Annotated in this window: 15 protein-coding genes, 1 tRNA gene and 1 pseudogene; 9 read left to right on the top strand and 8 right to left on the bottom strand. The window is 61.2% G+C overall.

Annotated features, from left to right (window positions below; genetic code table 11):
- Nucleotides 1–53 precede the first annotated feature (53 nt).
- On the bottom strand, nt 54–1,496 hold the full coding sequence (locus ACVW0R_RS05220; protein ID WP_099812510.1) for a gamma-aminobutyraldehyde dehydrogenase: 1,443 nt from the start codon (nt 1,494–1,496) through the stop codon (nt 54–56).
- 168 nt (nt 1,497–1,664) lie between these two features.
- Here ACVW0R_RS05220 and ACVW0R_RS05215 point away from each other — a divergent pair, with 168 nt between their 5' ends.
- The 3 genes from ACVW0R_RS05215 to gatB all read left to right on the top strand — a co-directional run bounded on the left by ACVW0R_RS05215 (nt 1,665) and on the right by gatB (nt 3,675).
- On the top strand, nt 1,665–1,856 hold the full coding sequence (locus ACVW0R_RS05215; RefSeq protein WP_041438067.1) for a hypothetical protein: 192 nt from the start codon (nt 1,665–1,667) through the stop codon (nt 1,854–1,856).
- Nucleotides 1,853–2,137 (top strand): acylphosphatase, encoded by a 285-nt coding sequence (locus tag ACVW0R_RS05210; RefSeq protein WP_099812511.1) that lies wholly within the window; start codon nt 1,853–1,855, stop codon nt 2,135–2,137. Before ACVW0R_RS05215 ends, ACVW0R_RS05210 begins: the two co-directional genes overlap by 4 nt.
- 65 nt (nt 2,138–2,202) lie before the next feature.
- Nucleotides 2,203–3,675 (top strand): Asp-tRNA(Asn)/Glu-tRNA(Gln) amidotransferase subunit GatB, encoded by a 1,473-nt coding sequence (gene gatB / locus ACVW0R_RS05205; protein WP_011429268.1) that lies wholly within the window; start codon nt 2,203–2,205, stop codon nt 3,673–3,675.
- Here gatB and ACVW0R_RS05200 read toward each other — a convergent pair.
- Complete coding sequence (locus ACVW0R_RS05200; protein WP_099834680.1) at nt 3,672–4,265, bottom strand: Maf family protein; 594 nt, start codon at nt 4,263–4,265, stop codon at nt 3,672–3,674. The genes gatB and ACVW0R_RS05200 overlap by 4 nt on opposite strands.
- Before the next feature lie 140 nt (nt 4,266–4,405).
- Here ACVW0R_RS05200 and ACVW0R_RS05195 point away from each other — a divergent pair, with 140 nt between their 5' ends.
- From ACVW0R_RS05195 to ACVW0R_RS05180, 4 genes are all read left to right on the top strand, one after another.
- Nucleotides 4,406–5,287, top strand: coding sequence for an ion transporter (locus ACVW0R_RS05195; protein WP_011429266.1), 882 nt, complete (start codon nt 4,406–4,408; stop codon nt 5,285–5,287).
- A gap of 22 nt (nt 5,288–5,309) precedes the next feature.
- Complete coding sequence (locus ACVW0R_RS05190) at nt 5,310–5,816, top strand: hypothetical protein (protein ID WP_457501764.1); 507 nt, start codon at nt 5,310–5,312, stop codon at nt 5,814–5,816.
- Between the two features lie 89 nt (nt 5,817–5,905).
- Nucleotides 5,906–6,319, top strand: coding sequence for a PH domain-containing protein (locus ACVW0R_RS05185; RefSeq protein ID WP_011429264.1), 414 nt, complete (start codon nt 5,906–5,908; stop codon nt 6,317–6,319).
- Between the two features lie 2 nt (nt 6,320–6,321).
- Nucleotides 6,322–7,515, top strand: coding sequence for a glycosyltransferase (locus ACVW0R_RS05180; RefSeq protein WP_457501763.1), 1,194 nt, complete (start codon nt 6,322–6,324; stop codon nt 7,513–7,515).
- On the opposite strand, the gene ACVW0R_RS05175 is transcribed toward ACVW0R_RS05180, so the two are convergent.
- Complete coding sequence (locus ACVW0R_RS05175; RefSeq protein WP_011429262.1) at nt 7,509–9,158, bottom strand: hypothetical protein; 1,650 nt, start codon at nt 9,156–9,158, stop codon at nt 7,509–7,511. The genes ACVW0R_RS05180 and ACVW0R_RS05175 overlap by 7 nt on opposite strands.
- A 168-nt stretch (nt 9,159–9,326) precedes the next feature.
- Between ACVW0R_RS05175 and ACVW0R_RS05170 the strand changes: the two genes are divergently transcribed.
- Nucleotides 9,327–9,746: a hypothetical protein gene (locus tag ACVW0R_RS05170; protein WP_011429261.1), complete on the top strand. Its 420-nt coding sequence runs from the start codon at nt 9,327–9,329 to the stop codon at nt 9,744–9,746.
- Nucleotides 9,747–9,809: 63 nt separating this feature from the next.
- Here the strand turns inward: ACVW0R_RS05170 and ssuE are convergent, their stop codons facing one another.
- Complete coding sequence (gene ssuE, locus ACVW0R_RS05165) at nt 9,810–10,361, bottom strand: NADPH-dependent FMN reductase (protein WP_011429260.1); 552 nt, start codon at nt 10,359–10,361, stop codon at nt 9,810–9,812.
- 108 nt (nt 10,362–10,469) lie between these two features.
- Here ssuE and ACVW0R_RS05160 point away from each other — a divergent pair.
- Nucleotides 10,470–10,541: transfer RNA gene (locus ACVW0R_RS05160), tRNA-Gly, on the top strand.
- A 389-nt stretch (nt 10,542–10,930) separates the two neighbouring features.
- On the opposite strand, the gene nusB is transcribed toward ACVW0R_RS05160, so the two are convergent.
- From nusB to ACVW0R_RS05140, 4 genes and pseudogenes are all read right to left on the bottom strand, one after another.
- Nucleotides 10,931–11,797, bottom strand: coding sequence for a transcription antitermination factor NusB (nusB, locus tag ACVW0R_RS05155; protein WP_457501762.1), 867 nt, complete (start codon nt 11,795–11,797; stop codon nt 10,931–10,933).
- A gap of 119 nt (nt 11,798–11,916) precedes the next feature.
- Nucleotides 11,917–14,076: an ATP-dependent helicase gene (locus ACVW0R_RS05150; protein WP_041438062.1), complete on the bottom strand. Its 2,160-nt coding sequence runs from the start codon at nt 14,074–14,076 to the stop codon at nt 11,917–11,919.
- Between the two features lie 11 nt (nt 14,077–14,087).
- Nucleotides 14,088–14,945 (bottom strand): Cof-type HAD-IIB family hydrolase, encoded by an 858-nt coding sequence (locus ACVW0R_RS05145; RefSeq protein ID WP_011429257.1) that lies wholly within the window; start codon nt 14,943–14,945, stop codon nt 14,088–14,090.
- A gap of 136 nt (nt 14,946–15,081) precedes the next feature.
- Nucleotides 15,082–15,213, bottom strand: a pseudogene (locus ACVW0R_RS05140) (IS200/IS605 family transposase); the annotation flags it as partial.
- Between the last annotated feature and the right edge of the window lie 323 nt (nt 15,214–15,536).

Here is a 15,536-nt window from a genome sequence, read left to right as displayed (position 1 = left end):
GCCAACTGGCTACCGCTAGCCTCTTCCTCGAACGAGGTTGCCAGAGCCACCCCTCAACAAGTAGCAATCATCACATGCTTGGCAATTTGATACTCTCGCACGGCCTCTGCCGAGAGATCTTTGCCAAATCCCGATTGCTTGAAGCCGCCGTGGGGAGCCTCGGAGGCGATGGGGAGATGATCGTTGATCCAGACGGTTCCGAACTCCAGATCGGCGGCCAGTTTCATGGCTCGTCCGAGGTCTTGAGTCCACACAGAAGCCGCCAGCCCGTATAGGACGTCATTGCCCAGGCGTAGCGCTTCCGCTTCTTCGCGGAACGAGCCGAGCGTGAGGACCGGCCCAAAAACCTCACTCTGCACGATCTCCGCTTTTTGATCGACATGGGTAATCACTGTGGGTTCGTAGTAGTAGCCCCGGTCAAACTGAGGAGGGATCCGCCCGCCGGTCAGCACCTTGGCTCCCTCGGCTTTGGCCCGCTCCACAAATCCCCTCACCCGCTCCCGCTGGGCTGCCGAGACCAAGGGCCCCATCTCCACCCCCGCCTCAAAAGGGGATCCCAGCCTTACTTTGCGCATCGCCTCGACGATGGCCTCTTGCATCTGCGCCAGCTTGCTCTCGTGCACATAGAGGCGGGTGGCTGCCGTGCAGTCCTGGCCGCTGTTGAAGGTGGCGGCAAAAGCAGCCTTGGCGGCCACAGTCTCCACGTCGGCATCCTCGAAAACCAAAAACGGGGCTTTGCCTCCCAGCTCCAGATGCACCCGCTTGAGAGTGTCTGCCGCCGTCCGCATCACCTGCTTGCCAGTGGCAGTAGAGCCGGTGAGGCTGACCATGCGTACCTGCGGGTGCTCCACCAGGGCTTGGCCGGTAGCATCGCCTCCGGTAACGATGTTGACCACCCCCGGCGGGATCCCGGCCTCAGCAGTCAGCTCCGCCAGCATCAGGGTAGTCAGAGGGGTGGTGGGAGCGGGCTTGAGCACTACTGTGCAGCCGGCAGCCAGGGCGGGGCCGATCTTCCAGACGGCCATCAGCAGCGGGTAGTTCCAAGGGGTAATTTGCGCGCACACCCCCACTGGCTCCTTGCGAAATAGCGAGGTGTAACCTCTGGCGTATTCTCCGGCGCTCAAACCATGGATGTCGCGGGCGGCAGCGGCAAAGAAACGCAGGTTATCCACCGCAAAGGCCAGATCCCCTCCCAAGCTGACCAGCTCGTAGGGCTTGCCGGTGTTTTCCGACTCCAGACGGGCCAGCTCGGCAGCGCGAGCTTCGATGAGATCCGCCAACTTCCAGAGGGCCAGGGATCGCTCGCCGGGGGTGAGCTTCGACCAACGGCCATCGTAGAAAGCCGTGTGGGCCGCCTGCACCGCCCGATCCACATCGGCAGGGCTGGCGTCCACCACCTCCGCCAATTGCTCGCCCGTAGCCGGGTTCTCGATCACCATCAGGTTTCCCCCTTGGCTGTCAACCCATTGGCCGTCGATCCAGAGTTTGTGGGCCATGGCCTCTTCTCAACTGCTCGCTAGCAACACTTCTCCCCATTGTGCCGAATCTTGTCCAGCTTGGAGGGCGTTGTCGAGGAGAGGGCCAAGCCGCCAGGGATCCCCTCTCTCTGGGGTTTCCGTCTGGTAAGGTCAGAAGGGAGCTTTCTGCACCAGCGAGGTTGGCCTATGTCTCCTGTGCTGTGGCAAGCCATTGGGTACGCCGGCGGGATCTCGCTGGGGATCGTGGGACTGGTTGCCCTTGTCAACTTTCTCTGGCAGCGCCTAGAGCAGCAGGCGGAGAAAGCTACGGCCCAGCCAGCCGAGTCGCCCTCGGCTTCAGAACTTGGCAACACCTCGGAGGGATCCCCCTCAGCATGAGCGACAGGGTTCGCGTTCACGTTTGGGTGCGCGGGCGGGTTCAGGGAGTGGGGTTTCGGGCCTACACCGAAGCCATGGCCCGCAACGCCGGCGTCCACGGCTGGGTGCGCAATCTGCGGGATGGCCGGGTGGAGGCGGTTTTTGAAGGATCCCCGGCGGCGGTGGAGGCGATGTTGCGCTGGTGCCAGCAGGGCAGCCCCGGCTCGCGGGTGGAGGCCGTCGAACACCGCTTCGAGCCACCCGAAGGCCTCTCCACCTTCGAGATCCGCCCCACCGTTTGAGGCAGCAGCTCAGCAGCTAGCGATATCCCACTAGAATGGGAAAACCTACTCTTTCTCGTTTGGCCATGACGGTTGCTGCCCCTGCCAAAGTGGAATACGAAGCTGTGATTGGGCTGGAGGTGCACTGCCAGCTCAGCACCCGCTCCAAGATCTTCTCCAGCAGCGCGACGGCCTTTGGCGCTCCCCCCAACACCCAAATTGACCCTGTCTGCATGGGCCTGCCCGGCACCCTGCCCGTGCTGAACGAGAAGGTGCTGGAATACGCGGTCAAGGCTGGCCTGGCCCTCAATTGCACCATCGCCCCCTACAGCAAGTTCGACCGCAAGCAGTACTTCTACCCCGACCTGCCCAAAAACTACCAAATCTCCCAGTACGACCTGCCCATTGCCACCCACGGCTGGGTCGAGATCCAGCTCAGCGACGGCCGCAGCAAGCGCATCGGCATCACCCGTTTGCACATAGAAGAAGACGCGGGCAAATTGGTGCATGCCGGCAGCGATCGGCTGTCGGGATCCAGCTATTCCCTGGTGGATTTCAACCGGGCAGGAGTTCCCCTCATCGAGATCGTCAGCGAGCCGGATATCCGCACTGGGGAAGAAGCAGCCGAGTATGTACAGGAGCTGCGCCGCATCCTCCGCTACGCCGGGCTGTGCGATGGCAACCTACAGGAGGGATCCCTGCGCTGCGACGTCAACATCTCGGTGCGCCCGCTGGGCTCCCCGACCTTTGGCACGAAGGTGGAAATCAAGAACATGAACTCCTTCAACGCCATCCAGCGGGCCATCGAGTACGAGTTCAACCGACAAGTTAAGGCCGTGGAAGCAGGCGAGCCCATCGTACAGGAGACCCGCCTCTGGGAAGAAAACAGCCAGCGCACCATCAGCATGCGCAAGAAAGAGGGATCCAGCGACTACCGCTATTTTCCGGAGCCGGATCTGCCGCCCATTCGTGTGACGGAAGCGCAAAAAGCCCGCTGGCAGGCGGAGCTGCCGGAATTGCCCAGTGTGAAGCGGCGGCGCTACCAACAGGTGTACGGCCTCTCGGTGTATGACTCCCGCTACCTCAGCGACGAACGCAACACCGCCGAGTACTTTGAGGCCGTGGTTGCTGCCGGCGCCGACCCGAAGGCAGCCGCCAACTGGATGATGAGCGACATCGCCAGCTACCTCAACACCCACAAGCTGGACTACCCGGACATCGCCTTGAAGCCGGAAACCCTGGCTGAGCTAATCGGCCTCATCGAGCAAGGCACTATTTCCAGCAAAATTGCCAAGGAGATCCTGCCGGAGCTGCTGGAAAAAGGCGGCTCGGCCCGCGCCCTGGTGGAGGCCAAGGGCCTGACCCAGATCTCCGATAGCAGCCTCTTGGAGCCAATGATCGCCGAGGTGCTGGCCGAGAACCCCGAGCAACTGCAGCAGTACCGGGAGGGCAAAACCAAGCTCTTCGGCTACTTTGTCGGGCAACTGATGAAAAAAACCCAAGGACGGGCGGATCCCAAGCTGGCCAACGAGCTGCTCAAGCGGCATCTAGACGGCTAATTCCAGGCTTCGGTGAGGGAATAGCCCAATTCCTGGATCATGCGCCGCAGCAACGGCAAACTCAGCCCAATGACGTTGCCAGGGCACCCCTCGATCCGCTCCACAAACAAGCTGCCGCGGCCGTCAATGGCAAAGCAGCCAGCACAATTGAGCGGCTCGCCGGTGGCCACGTAGGCGCGGATCTCCTCGTCGCTGGGCTTGGCAAAAAACACCCGTGTTACCGCATAGTGGACGAGGCGGCGGTTCTGCCTCGTGTCAATCAAGGCATGGCCCGTGTAGAGCTCTCCCACTTCGCCCCGCATTTGCCGCAGGCGCCGTTCCGCCTCTAGAGCATTGGCCGGCTTGCCCAGGATCTCCCCCCCTAGGTAGAGCACGGAGTCAGCCCCGATCACCAAGACGGGCTCCCGTTGCTGAGCCGCCACCGCTTCGGCTTTGGCCGCAGCCAGCTTCTGCACCAGCTCCACCGGATCCGGGCTCTGGATTTGGCTTTCGTCAAAGTAGCTGGGTTGAACGCGAAAAGGGATCCGGGCAGCTTCTAACAATTGGCGGCGGGCAGGAGATTGCGAAGCCAGGACAATGGGAGGCAACATCGATTCAATGCTCAACTCAAGCCTAGACGTTTGCAGGACTGAAGTTTGCTCTACTACTAGTTTCCATTAACCTAGTCAAGGTACGCCCGATAGGCGCTCAAGGGAAACCCTCTCGATCTCTTCCCAACGGGATCCCGTCTGTGACCACCCTACCCTCCCAGGCCACCCAAACTGAGCTTGCCCCTGCTGGCCTCCTCCAGCGCTACTGGGGGGATCAGGACACACCCGAAAGCCGCTGGGTCAATTGGCTGGTGGCGGTGCTGGTTTTCTGTTCGTCTGCCTTTTTTGTAGTGGAGACCTACCCCATTCCCCCCCAACTCCGCCTTGGGCTGGAGCGGCTGGATCGCCTCATCCTCGGCCTATTCGTGGTGGAATATCTACTGCGCTGGGCAGCGGCCCTGCAGAAGCTGCGCTACGTCTTCAGCCTCTATTCGCTCATTGACTTGCTGGCGATTTTGCCTTTTTTTGCCGGGCTGACGGATATTCGCTTTATCCGCCTCTTGCGCTGGTTTCGTATCTTGCGGCTGCTGCGCCTGGTGGAGGGCAAGACCCTCTTTGGTCAGGTCATCTCCGCCGACACCCGCATCTTGTTGCGCATCCTTTTTACTCTCTTTGCGATTGTCTTCGTCTACTCTGGCCTCATCTACCAGGTGGAACATCCGGCCAATCCCGGCGCTTTTGCCACCTTTTTGGATGCTTTCTACTTTTCGGTTGTTACCATGACCACGGTAGGGTTTGGGGATCTCACCCCCACCTCTGAGCTGGGCCGGCTGTTGACGGTGCTGATGATCCTGACGGGCGTGGCCCTGATCCCTTGGCAAGTAGGGGAGCTGATCAAGCAACTGGTGAAAAGCGGCACCTCGCTGCAGTGGGCCTGCCCGGGATGCGGCCTCTCCCAGCACGATGAGGATGCCCAGTTTTGTAAGCGCTGCGGCACGCCGCTCTATCCGGATAGCCAAGCCTCTCCAGCCAGCAGTCCGCTGGCCAATCTGCCGGTTGGGGGCAAAGACAGGATAGGCTAGGACGGGATCGAGAGAACCTGCAATGTTGGCACATCCTGAATTGGCCATCCCTGGCAAGCTCAATGTAAAGGCGGGAGTGGTGATGCTGCTGGCAGCCATCGTCCTGGGCCTCATCCTCAGTCAGGTTCAGCCGCTGCTGCCCGCTCCGCAAGATTTGCCAGGGATCCCTAGGGAACCCCTTTCCTGGCAAGAGGTGCCCAAACAAAAGTACGCCTGGCACATCTGCTACGCCTTTTTGGGCAATATGGGGCTGATCAACATCGGCGGCGGCCTGGCGCTGGTGGCGTTGGGATCCCGCTTCACAGCCGGGCACCTGTTCTCCCAGATTCTTCTTTTGGGGGGAATGCTGCACCCTGCCTCTTGGGCTGTGGTGGCTCTGACAGGTCTGGAAGGGTGGGGCTGGCTGGGCAATGTCGGGGCGGTGGCGGTGGCGCTGGTGGTGATGGTGTTGTTTGTTCACCTGATCTTGGCTACCTACCGCTCGGGGCAAGCCCTCCAAAAACTGACTCGATCCCGCATCCACCGCTAACTCGGCAGACAGTTGGGGTGAGAAACCGTTTAGCTTAAGATTGTTTTTAGCATTGTTGATGCTGACATTCGACATTAGGTGGGCTGAGCATGGCGATCAAAGAAGAAGTTTTTTTTGAGGGCGGCCCTCACACGGGCGATCTGGTGTTGAACTCCTTCCTCGGCCTCACCCTCGTTGGCTTGCCTCTGTTTGTGGGCGCCCTGGTGCGCAAGCTTTGGGTTCACTACCGGATAACCAACCGTCGCATCACTGTGATCGGCGGCTGGGGCGGCAAGGAGCGCTCTGATGTCATTTACAAAGAGATTGCCAAGGTGGTGACGGTGCCACGGGGCCTAGGCACCTGGGGCGATATGGTGCTCACCCTCAAAGACGGCAGCCGCCTAGAGATGCGGGCAGTGCCCCGCTTCCGCGAGATCTACGCCTACATCAGCGAACGGCTGGACGAGAAAGCCAGGCAAGTAAGCGGGCCCATCGGCAAAAGGTCCCCCTCGACCCAAGCCTAGCCATGCCTGCTTGGGATCCCTCCTGGGCGCAGCGCCTGGCGCTGGTGCACGAGTATTTGATCTGGCCAGGGGGATCGGAAAAGGTTTTGCAGGAGCTCCTTGCCTTTGCCCCACAGGCACCTCTCTACGTCAGCCTCTTCTCGTCCCACACCTTGCCGCCGAGCTGGCAGCAGCGGTCGGTTTACACCTCGTTTTTGCAGGGCTGGGCCCGCTGGCTGGGGGTGCTGCAGCGCAACTATCACAGCCGCCTTAAGTACCTGCTGCCCTGGATGCCCTTGGCCTACGAGAGCTTTGACTTCTCCGCCTATGACTGCGTCATCTCCAGCAGCCATGCCTTTGCCAAAGGGATCCTGACAGGGCCTTCCACTCTGCACCTTAGCTACATCCACAGCCCGCCCCGTTACCTCTGGGAAAACCAGGAGCTCTATCTGGAGCGGGAGGGGTTGACGGGGATCCGCCCGCTTGCCGCCCTCAGCCGCTGGCTGTTGCACCGCCTGCGCCAGTGGGACTTTGTGGCAGCCCAGCGGCCAGATCTCTTGATTGCCAACTCGCAGCACATCCGCCGGCGCCTGGCCAAGCTCTACCGCCGCGAGGCTGTGGTTATCTATCCGCCGGTGCCGCTGCAGGGGTTTGAGCCGGTAACCCATCCCCAAGCCGACTACGACCTGGTGGTGGGCCGGCTGGTGCCCTACAAGCGGGTGGATTTGGCGATCGCTGCCTGTAAGCAGCTGGGCCGCCGCCTGGTAGTGGTGGGGGAAGGGCCGGAGCTGCCGCGACTGAAGCAACTGGCAGGGCCGCAAGTGGAGTTTTTGCCCCACCAGCCCCAAGACCGCCTGCAGGAGCTGCTGGCCAATTGCCGGCTGCTGCTGTTTCCCTGGGAAGAGGATTTTGGCCTGGTGGCGGTGGAGGCGCAAGCCTGTGGTCGTCCTGTGGTCGCCCTGAACCGGGGAGGCACCCGCGAGACCGTCATCCACGGCCAGACGGGGATCCTCATCCCCGAAGCCAGGGTGGAAGCCCTCGTCGAAGGGCTGCGCCAGGCGGAGCGCCAGGAATGGGATCCGCAGCGGATTCGGACCCATGCCTTGCAATTTGCGCCGGAGCGGTTCCACGCCCAGTTGGGATCCCTGCTGCGCTGGGCCTGGCCCCGTTTCCAGGCGGGAGAGCGCTTGGATCCGCAAGAATGGCAGCCTCAGTAGGGCCGCCGCTGTACAAAAGCCGGCAACTCGATGCGGCTGCGGCTGCCCCCTTCTCCCCCAGCCCGTGCAGCCGCCAAGGCGGAGCGTCTCAGCAGCTTCTCCGCCCGATCCTGCCGCTCCTCAAGGGCAAGGGGTGGGATCCCACCAGCGGGCGTTCTCCCAGTTGTGGGTCGGCTGGTGGGTGGGGCGGCAGCCACCGCTGGGGAGGGAGCAGGCCCTTCAGCTGCCGCCTGAACCCGTTCCTGAGCCGGGCGGCCAGACCTGAGCTCGACACCTGCTTGGGGAGGAGCCGCAGACGACTGCCGCAGAGCGGCTAGCTGCTCCTCCAGCTCCTGATTGCGTTGCAACAACAGGGCCACCTCTTTTTCCTGAGTTTGGGCATAGGCGTGGGCCTGCACACACTCGGTTTTCAAAGTCGCCACCTGCTGCTGCAGCTTCTCGATCTGTTTCTGGCTAACCAGATGATGGGCCTCCGCCAGCTCCTGTGCCCGCCGGGCTTCTTCCAGGCTTTCCCGAGTTGGTCGCTGGGCCAGCTCCCGAAGCTGCTGCTGCACTTCCTGCCACTGGACAAGGGTGGGCCGCTGAGCCAGCTCTTGGAGAAGCTGATCCCGTTCGGCCCGCAAGGCGTCGAGCTCCCGGGTGAGAGCCTGCACTTGCTCTTCTAGAGCAAGGAGCCGCTGCGTCTGCAGAGACTCCGCCTCGCCGCTGGGATCCACTTGGGCTTTTCGCTCTTGGCGCAGAGCCTGCAGCTCCGCCTCCAGTTTGGCAATTTGCTGGGCCTGTTCTGCCTGGCGCTGCTGGCTCTGCTGCAGCTCCGCCAGCAAGGTGGTTCGCTCGGCCTTGGCAAAAGAGGCTTGTTGGCGCAACTGGTTCAGCTCCGCTTGCAAGCTTGCCCATTGCTCCTGCGAAGGGCGTTCTTCCAATTCGCGAAGACGTTGCTGCGCTGCATTCAGGTCGGCTTGCAGGCGTGCCTTTTCGCTTTCCAGCTCGGCTTTGAGACGCTGCCCCTCAGCCTCGGCCTGGCGGTGGGCCGCCTCCAGCTCCGCCCGTAGGGCTTCCATTTCCTGCGCAGAGGGCCGAGCGGCCAGCTCCTGGATTTGCGCCTGCAACTGCGCCTTCTCTTCCTCCAGCGCTTGAATGCGGAGCTGCGATTGGGCTTGTAAAAGCTGTACCTGCGGCAACTTGACGGCGTATTCCCCCAACTGGTTGGCCTGCTGTTTCAGCTCCCAGAGCTCCTGCTGCAGTTGATAGAACCGGGCCGGATCGACGCGCCGCTGCAGTTCTGCCTTCAGGGTTTCGATTTCTGCTTGGCTGGTCTGCAACTGTTGCTGCAGGATCTGGTAGTGCTCCAGCGTGGGTCGGCGCTCCATTTCCCAGAGAAGATTTTGTAACTCTTCAATGTGCTGCTGTTGGAGCTGAAAAGCTTCCAGGGTAGGACGTTGTTCCAGCCGCGCCTTCTCCTCTTGACAAGCCTGCAAAGCTTGCTCCCGCTCCTGCAGTTGGGCCTGCGCTTCCAGCAGTTGCTGTTCCAGGCGATGGGTACATTCAATCTGCTGCAATGACAGTGCCTCTGACTCTGCTAGGGATCGCTCCAAGTTGCGCACGCGCGCCCGCAAAGCTTTCAGCTCCTCTTCCACTTCCATAGCCCGGCTGCTCGACAGATTATGGGCTTTACTCTAGCAGATGCTCCGGGCAAATATCCAGCTTGACACCACCTATAGCGTGAATTTTTGAGTTCTCCCAAAACTAACGCTAGAGATGTTGCCTCCATCCTCTATACTTGGGGGATGGAGTTCTGAAGCGGGAGCCCTGTGATCAAGCTGGGATCCAAACCTTGGGGGTTGACGCTGGCCCTGCTGGGCGTGGCTCTGGTCGGTTGTGGTGCCGCCGCGCTCACTGCCAGCCCCCCTCTGCCGCCGCTAATCACCAGCAGCGACATTCCTGCCGCCGTTAGCCGGGGCGGCTTTTTGGAGGTTGGGGTCTCGGTGTCGGTGCCGGGGCGGCTCCCAGCGGAGCTGGCGTTTCAGGTGTCATGGTCGGGGATCGAGGTGCAGACGCTGTCAGCAGCCCAGGTCAACTGTGTCTCCGGCAACGTGTCCTGCACTACTCGCTTCCGCATCCGCCCCCCTTTGAACTTGGTGCCCGGCTCTTACCTGCTCAGTTTACGGGTTTTCGACCGGTTGGGACAAAGTGCCGCTGTGACTGCGACGGTGCTGTTGAGGGATCCCTGAAGGCTGCACCGGAGAGTTGCCTTTCAGTTGTTGGCTGGGCGCTTCCGCATGAACGAAAAATCCTTATTTCACCGCCTGGGCAAGCGCCCGGATCCCTGCTTGCAGACGTTCTTCAATGTCGGCCTCCAGCCGCAGGGTGCCGTCGGCCTCAAACTGGATCTGCGAGCTGAGGATGTAGATCCCTTTCAAGATATGGGTTGCGCCCATCACGGCCAGCACCGGCTTCATGGCAAAGTCGATGGCCAGCAGGTGGGCCAGGGTTCCCCCGGTGGCAATGGGGAGAATCACCTTGCCGGTAAAAGCATCCTGGTCTAGCAAATCCAGCAGCGCCTTCAACACGCCTGGATAAGAAGCTTTATAGACAGGAGCAGAGATGACGATCCCGGCAGCCTGGGCCACCTTTTCCTGAATCTGCTGGAGGTGAGGGCTCTCAAAGTTAACCCGCACCAGATCCTCTGGCGGCAAATCCCGCACCGAGACAAACTCCGTCGTCAATCCCAGACCGGACAGGATCCCGGCAGCGTGGTGCAAAATCGCTTCCGACCGCGGTGGCGGGCCAGCGGCTTCCCGAGAAAGAGGGCCAGGACTACCGGAGAGCAGGAGGATGGCCGGCATGGATCAACAAAAGAAGTAGAACGCTGCTTCTGTTGTACCAGGGATCCCGTCCAAGAAATGCTAAACTATGCGTTAGGAAAGTCTCCAGGTTGTCGAGCCTGGATCCCTGCGGGCGTAGTTCAGTGGTAGAACGCTAGCTTCCCAAGCTGGATGTCGTGAGTTCGAATCTCATCGCCCGCTTCCCCATCGAAAACACAGAGGGATAGCTGGCTGGCCCCGTACTTGAGTGCGGGGCGGAAAGGCCCGTGAGCAACTTTAGCTGCTCATCAATGGCATAGTTATCACCGAGGCGTGCCGTTCCCAGGCGAGCCCCTAAGACGGTGAAAAACCCGACCGGTGGCAAGCGTCCGGAAGAGACTGCCGTCTCAGCCAACCTGCAACGACTCCGTCCCGCTGACGCGATCAGAAAAGTCAGCAGAACCTTGGGGCCTTGCCTCCAGGAACTGTCTAGAGGTGTCTTGACAACGCCTCTGTGAGTCCGCTTGCGGACTGCGTAAAAATCCCCTGGGCGGTAGGAGGGTCAAACAATCTGCCCCACGCAGGGCCTTCACCCTAAGGCAGTGAGGAGCCTAGCTTCTGAGATCCCCGGCTGGCGAAGGATTCCGACCGAAAGGGGCTTCCATGCGGCTGTCCACCACCCGCCGTAGCACCCCGTTGACAAAAGCGGCGGCCTCCGGATCCCCGTATTTTTTGGCCAATTCTACAGCTTCGTTGATGGCGACCTTGTCGGGGCTGCTGCGCAGGATCTCCATTTCCACTACCGCCAGGCGCAGGATATCGCGCTCGATCCGCCCCACCCGCTTCAGTTGCCAGCCTACCAAAACCCCTTGCAAACGGGCGTCGATAGCCCCCTTATGGGTGCGCAGGGCGGTCAACAGTTGGAGAGCGTAGGCGCGTACCTCTTGAGCTTGGGCAATGTGCAACAGCTCCGGCATGGAGAGGGCAACTCCCAGCCGGTTGACCGCCTTTTGGGACAACTGAACGACCTCATCCAGGATGCGGCGGACGCTGTACAGCCGCTGTTCCAGGTGTTCCAGGGCTTGGCCGGCGTTGCTGAGGGCCACTTGGGCTTGGTGGGCCAGCTCCAGCAATTCTCCCTGCACGGTGTCGCCGGCGTTGGCCTCCTTCAGAGCCGTTTCCAAGCGTTGCAGATGTCGTTGGGCCTGCTGAAGGCGGACAGTAAGAGAGCGAGCTCCGCCCTCTTCCTTGGCATCAGAAGCGGCCAATAACAGGGGATCGCTCTCGTGCAACAGGCGATCGCTGCGCTGGATCTCCGCCGCCGCTGTGGAGAGAGTTTCATGGGTCTCTTCCTGCAGAGCGCGGATGGCTGCCAGCAGCAAGTCCTCCAGTTGTTTTTCGCTCAGTTTGGCCGCTGTGGCCGGCAGTTGGTTGACCCCCAGCAGGGCCAGTTCGCGGGCAACACGCCGAGGTTGCATTGCAGAATACCCATGTTTTTAAACGACTGCCCCATCGCGCAAGGCGGCGCTATCGGGCTTAGCCATGCTAGCAGCCTGCCGCGGGGCAATGAAGAACCAGAGGCCCGGGCGCCTCGCTGTCAACTTGCCTCGCAAGGGCGGCTCAACACGCGAAACACCAACGATGCACTCTGCTCTTCGCCAAAGCGAGATTGGCTGGAGACGGAGAGGGTAAGCCGCCGTTTGCTGCGGGTGATGCCCACGTACAGCAGCCGCAGCCGCTCTGCGGCCAGATCCAAAAAGGCTTGCTCGGTGGCCGAGTCGGCCTGCTGCTCCCAACAACTTCTGCGGCTGAGCTGCCGCAACTGGGCCAGGGCTTCTGCTCTCATATCGACATCCTCCAAAAACCTCAGCCCCACCGGTCGCTCTTCAGAGTAGGTGGGAAACTCGTAGGCCGACACCTGGGGGATGAACACCTGATCCCATTCCAAGCCCTTGGCGCGGTGCAGAGTCGTAACGGTGATGCTGCCCGGCTCCGGGTTGAAGGCAAAGATCTCCGAGGGCAGGTTGTTGAGGCGGCGATCCAGAATCACCCGCAATTCTTGGGCAATCTCCTGCCAATCGACCTCGGGCAGGGATCCCAGCACCTGCTCCAACTGGTCGATGACGTAGCAACCCACAAACAGCTCTTCCGGCTTGCGGTAGAGGCTTTGGACAATCACATTGAGCACCTCCGGCCAAGGGGAGCGCCCGGCCCGCAGCCAACCGGCAAGGATGCGCAGCAGCCTGCCCAAGTTTTGCCAAGAGGGGCTATCCGGCAAAGTGGGGGCTTCCCCAAACTGGGGAAATAGCAGCCGCTCCGGCAGCGAGGCGCGGATCCAGTCCAGCATCGGCCCCAGCTCCAGGCGCGGGATCCCGGCCCAGTCGGCCAGGTGATCCACAGCAGCGGCCAAGCGGGCAGAGGAAATGGGCTGGGCCAACCAGTCGATGATTCCCTTGAGTTGCAGCAACACCCGCCGCTGGCTGGGGTTGCCCCGCAACAGATCGATCACCTGCTCTGCCCCCAGTTCCCGCAGGTAGTCGAGGGCCTTGCCCCCCAGCTCGTTGGTGGTGACCAGAATGGCCACCGTCTGGTCGGGAAAAGCCTGGGCGGCTGCCAGGGCCCACCGCGTCACCTCCTGCAGCTCCTGCTCCGGGGATCCGACTACCCGGCGAAACACCACCTCCCCTTCGCTGGCCGGGGGATTTAGGCCGCCAGCGCTGGCCGGGCAAATGTGCTGGGGAGCCAGGGCGGTGCGCAGGGCTGGGATGGGGTGCTTCTGGTTCACCCAGTCCACCAGGCGGTTGGCCAACTCCAGGATCTGGGGGGCGCTGCGGCTGGACTCTTTCAACGTCACCTGGGGATTGGCCTGACAAAAGGCGCGAAACAGCCGCGGCTCGGCGGTGGTGAAGGTGCCCATGATGCTTTGGTTGGGATCCCCGACCCGTACCAGGTTGCCGGTGCGCTGGCTGAGCAGCCGCAGCAGCTCTTCTTGGAGGGGGGAGCTGTCCTGGGCCTCGTCCTCGAATAGGTAGTCGTACCAATTTTGCACCTGCTGCCGCAGGGCCGGGTCGCGCTCGATTAGCTCCACTGCCTGCCAGCCCAGGTCGTCGTAGTCCAGCTTGCCCAGGCGACGCAGCTCCGCTTGGTAGGCAGCATAGATGGGGGCCGCCCAGCCCAGATAGCCCTGAGTAGTTGTGGGGATCGCCTCCGGCCCCAGACGCAGATTCTTGGCCGTGCTGATCACCGCCCGCACCATCTGCTGGAAGCTGCGTCGAAACCGCAGCCGGTTTCGGACCACCTTGTGGGGCTTCTCGGCAGGGATCAAGGGCTCCCAGAGGTGGGTGTGGTGGGCGAGCCAGGCGCGGCAGAGACGGCTGAGCAGGCGCTCCTGTTCATATTCCTCCAGGATGGACAGCTCTTCCCAAGGGCCGGGAACCTCCCGCAACACCCGCAGCGCCAGCGAGTGCAAGGTGAAGGCTTGGGTAAAGCGATCCGGATAGCCCGCCTGTTGCAGGCGTTGGTTGATGCGGTTGATCAAATTGCTTCGCGCCGAACGCATGTAGGTGAACACCCCAATGCGCTCCGGTGGAACGCCGCGATTCAGGATGAGATCGGCGATTAGCAGCTCCAGGATAAACGTCTTGCCGCTCCCCGGAACTGCCGCGATCCCCAGAGGCCCCGACCGATACGCCAATGCCCGTTGCTGTTCTGGACGCAACGTGACTTGGGGAAAAGGAGAATCTGCCAAGCTCACCATTGCATCCGCAACTAGCCGAGGATAAAGGTCTCAATGGCCACCGCCACCCCATCTTCGGTGACGGGGGGAGCAACCCAATCAGCGTGGGGCAGCAGAGCCGGCGAGGCGTTCCCCATGGCTACCCCGATCCCCGCATACTGGAGCATCTCGATGTCGTTGTCGCCATCGCCGATGGCCATCACCTGATCCGCCGACACCCCCAGCAGCTCTTCCGCCAGAAAACGAACGGCATTGCCCTTGTTCACCGCCGCATGGGTGGCCTCCAAAAAAATCGGCTCCGAGCGGGTGAGGTAGATCTGCTCAGGAGAATACCGCTGCCGCAGGGATCCCTGGAGTTGCTGCAGAAACTCCGTATCCTCCGAAACAGCCAGGATCTTGGTGGGGCTTTTCCCGTGTTGGGCGGGGGAGAGCATCTGGAACGGCACCTGGGAGCGCTCGGCATAGGCTTGGCTGAGGGGGCTGAGCTCCCGCAAATAGAGCTGATCGTCGATGTAGAGGTGCACCCCCACCGGCTGATCCTGCAGCACCTGCAGCAGCTCCTCCGCCAGCGACCAGTCCAGGCTCCAATGCTTCAAGGTCTTTTGGCTGTCGGGATCGCGAATGAGCGCCCCCTGATAGCTGCAGAGGGGCATATCGGCCCCAATGGCGTAGTGAAACCGCTCAGCAGAGCGATGCATCCGACCTGTAGCAATGGCTACCCGCACGCCTGCCGCCTTGGCTTTTTGAATGGCCTGCCGCACCGGCTCCGAAACCTGGTTGGAAGGCCCGGCAATCGTGCCGTCGATGTCCAATACCAACAGCCGAATGTCTCTCCAGGATCCTGCCTCCTTTTTTCGCTGTTGGACTTGAGCTTCTGCTCCGGTTTGCATTGCCCCTCCTCCTGGCAACCTCCCAGACACTAACACAAAAGGATAGCTGGGTAGCCCCGCACTTTAGTGCAGGGCGGAAAAGCCCGCTAGCCACTTTAGTCGCTTACCCATGATGGGGGTCGTTGATATAGTTTCATAGCTCAAACAACCTCTTCCTGACTTCTCCTACCAACACCTTTTTCCTTCTCTTTGGCCAAAAAATAAGATAAACAACCGCTAGCCCCACACCATGGTTGTAGTGATTGTACCGTTGACTTTCCTCTCGCACTATCGCTTACTTAGGTTGGAACAAAGAACAAAAACAAGAATGCGGTTTAGGGAAGGTCAATAACCGAAACTTTGTTTTCATCCCAACAGGTCGGTTCAAGGAGAATTATGTCAGCATTATGGCATCGAGTTTATTGAGGTAGAGGTACAGCTCGCAGGCAAGCTTCCTAGATGGAGATGAGCTACCTAGTTATGGTGAAAAACCCGACGGGTGGAGACCCTCTGGAAGGCGTGTCAAGCGGGGCCTGTACCAAACGGCAAAGGGGTGGTTGGTCAACGCTGAGGCAAATGCTGCCGCCAACCTGCTTAAGAAAGTCAGCAGAA

The organism is Thermostichus sp. MS-CIW-15, from assembly GCF_054060575.1.
This window is presented reverse-complemented; position numbering and strand designations above follow the sequence as displayed.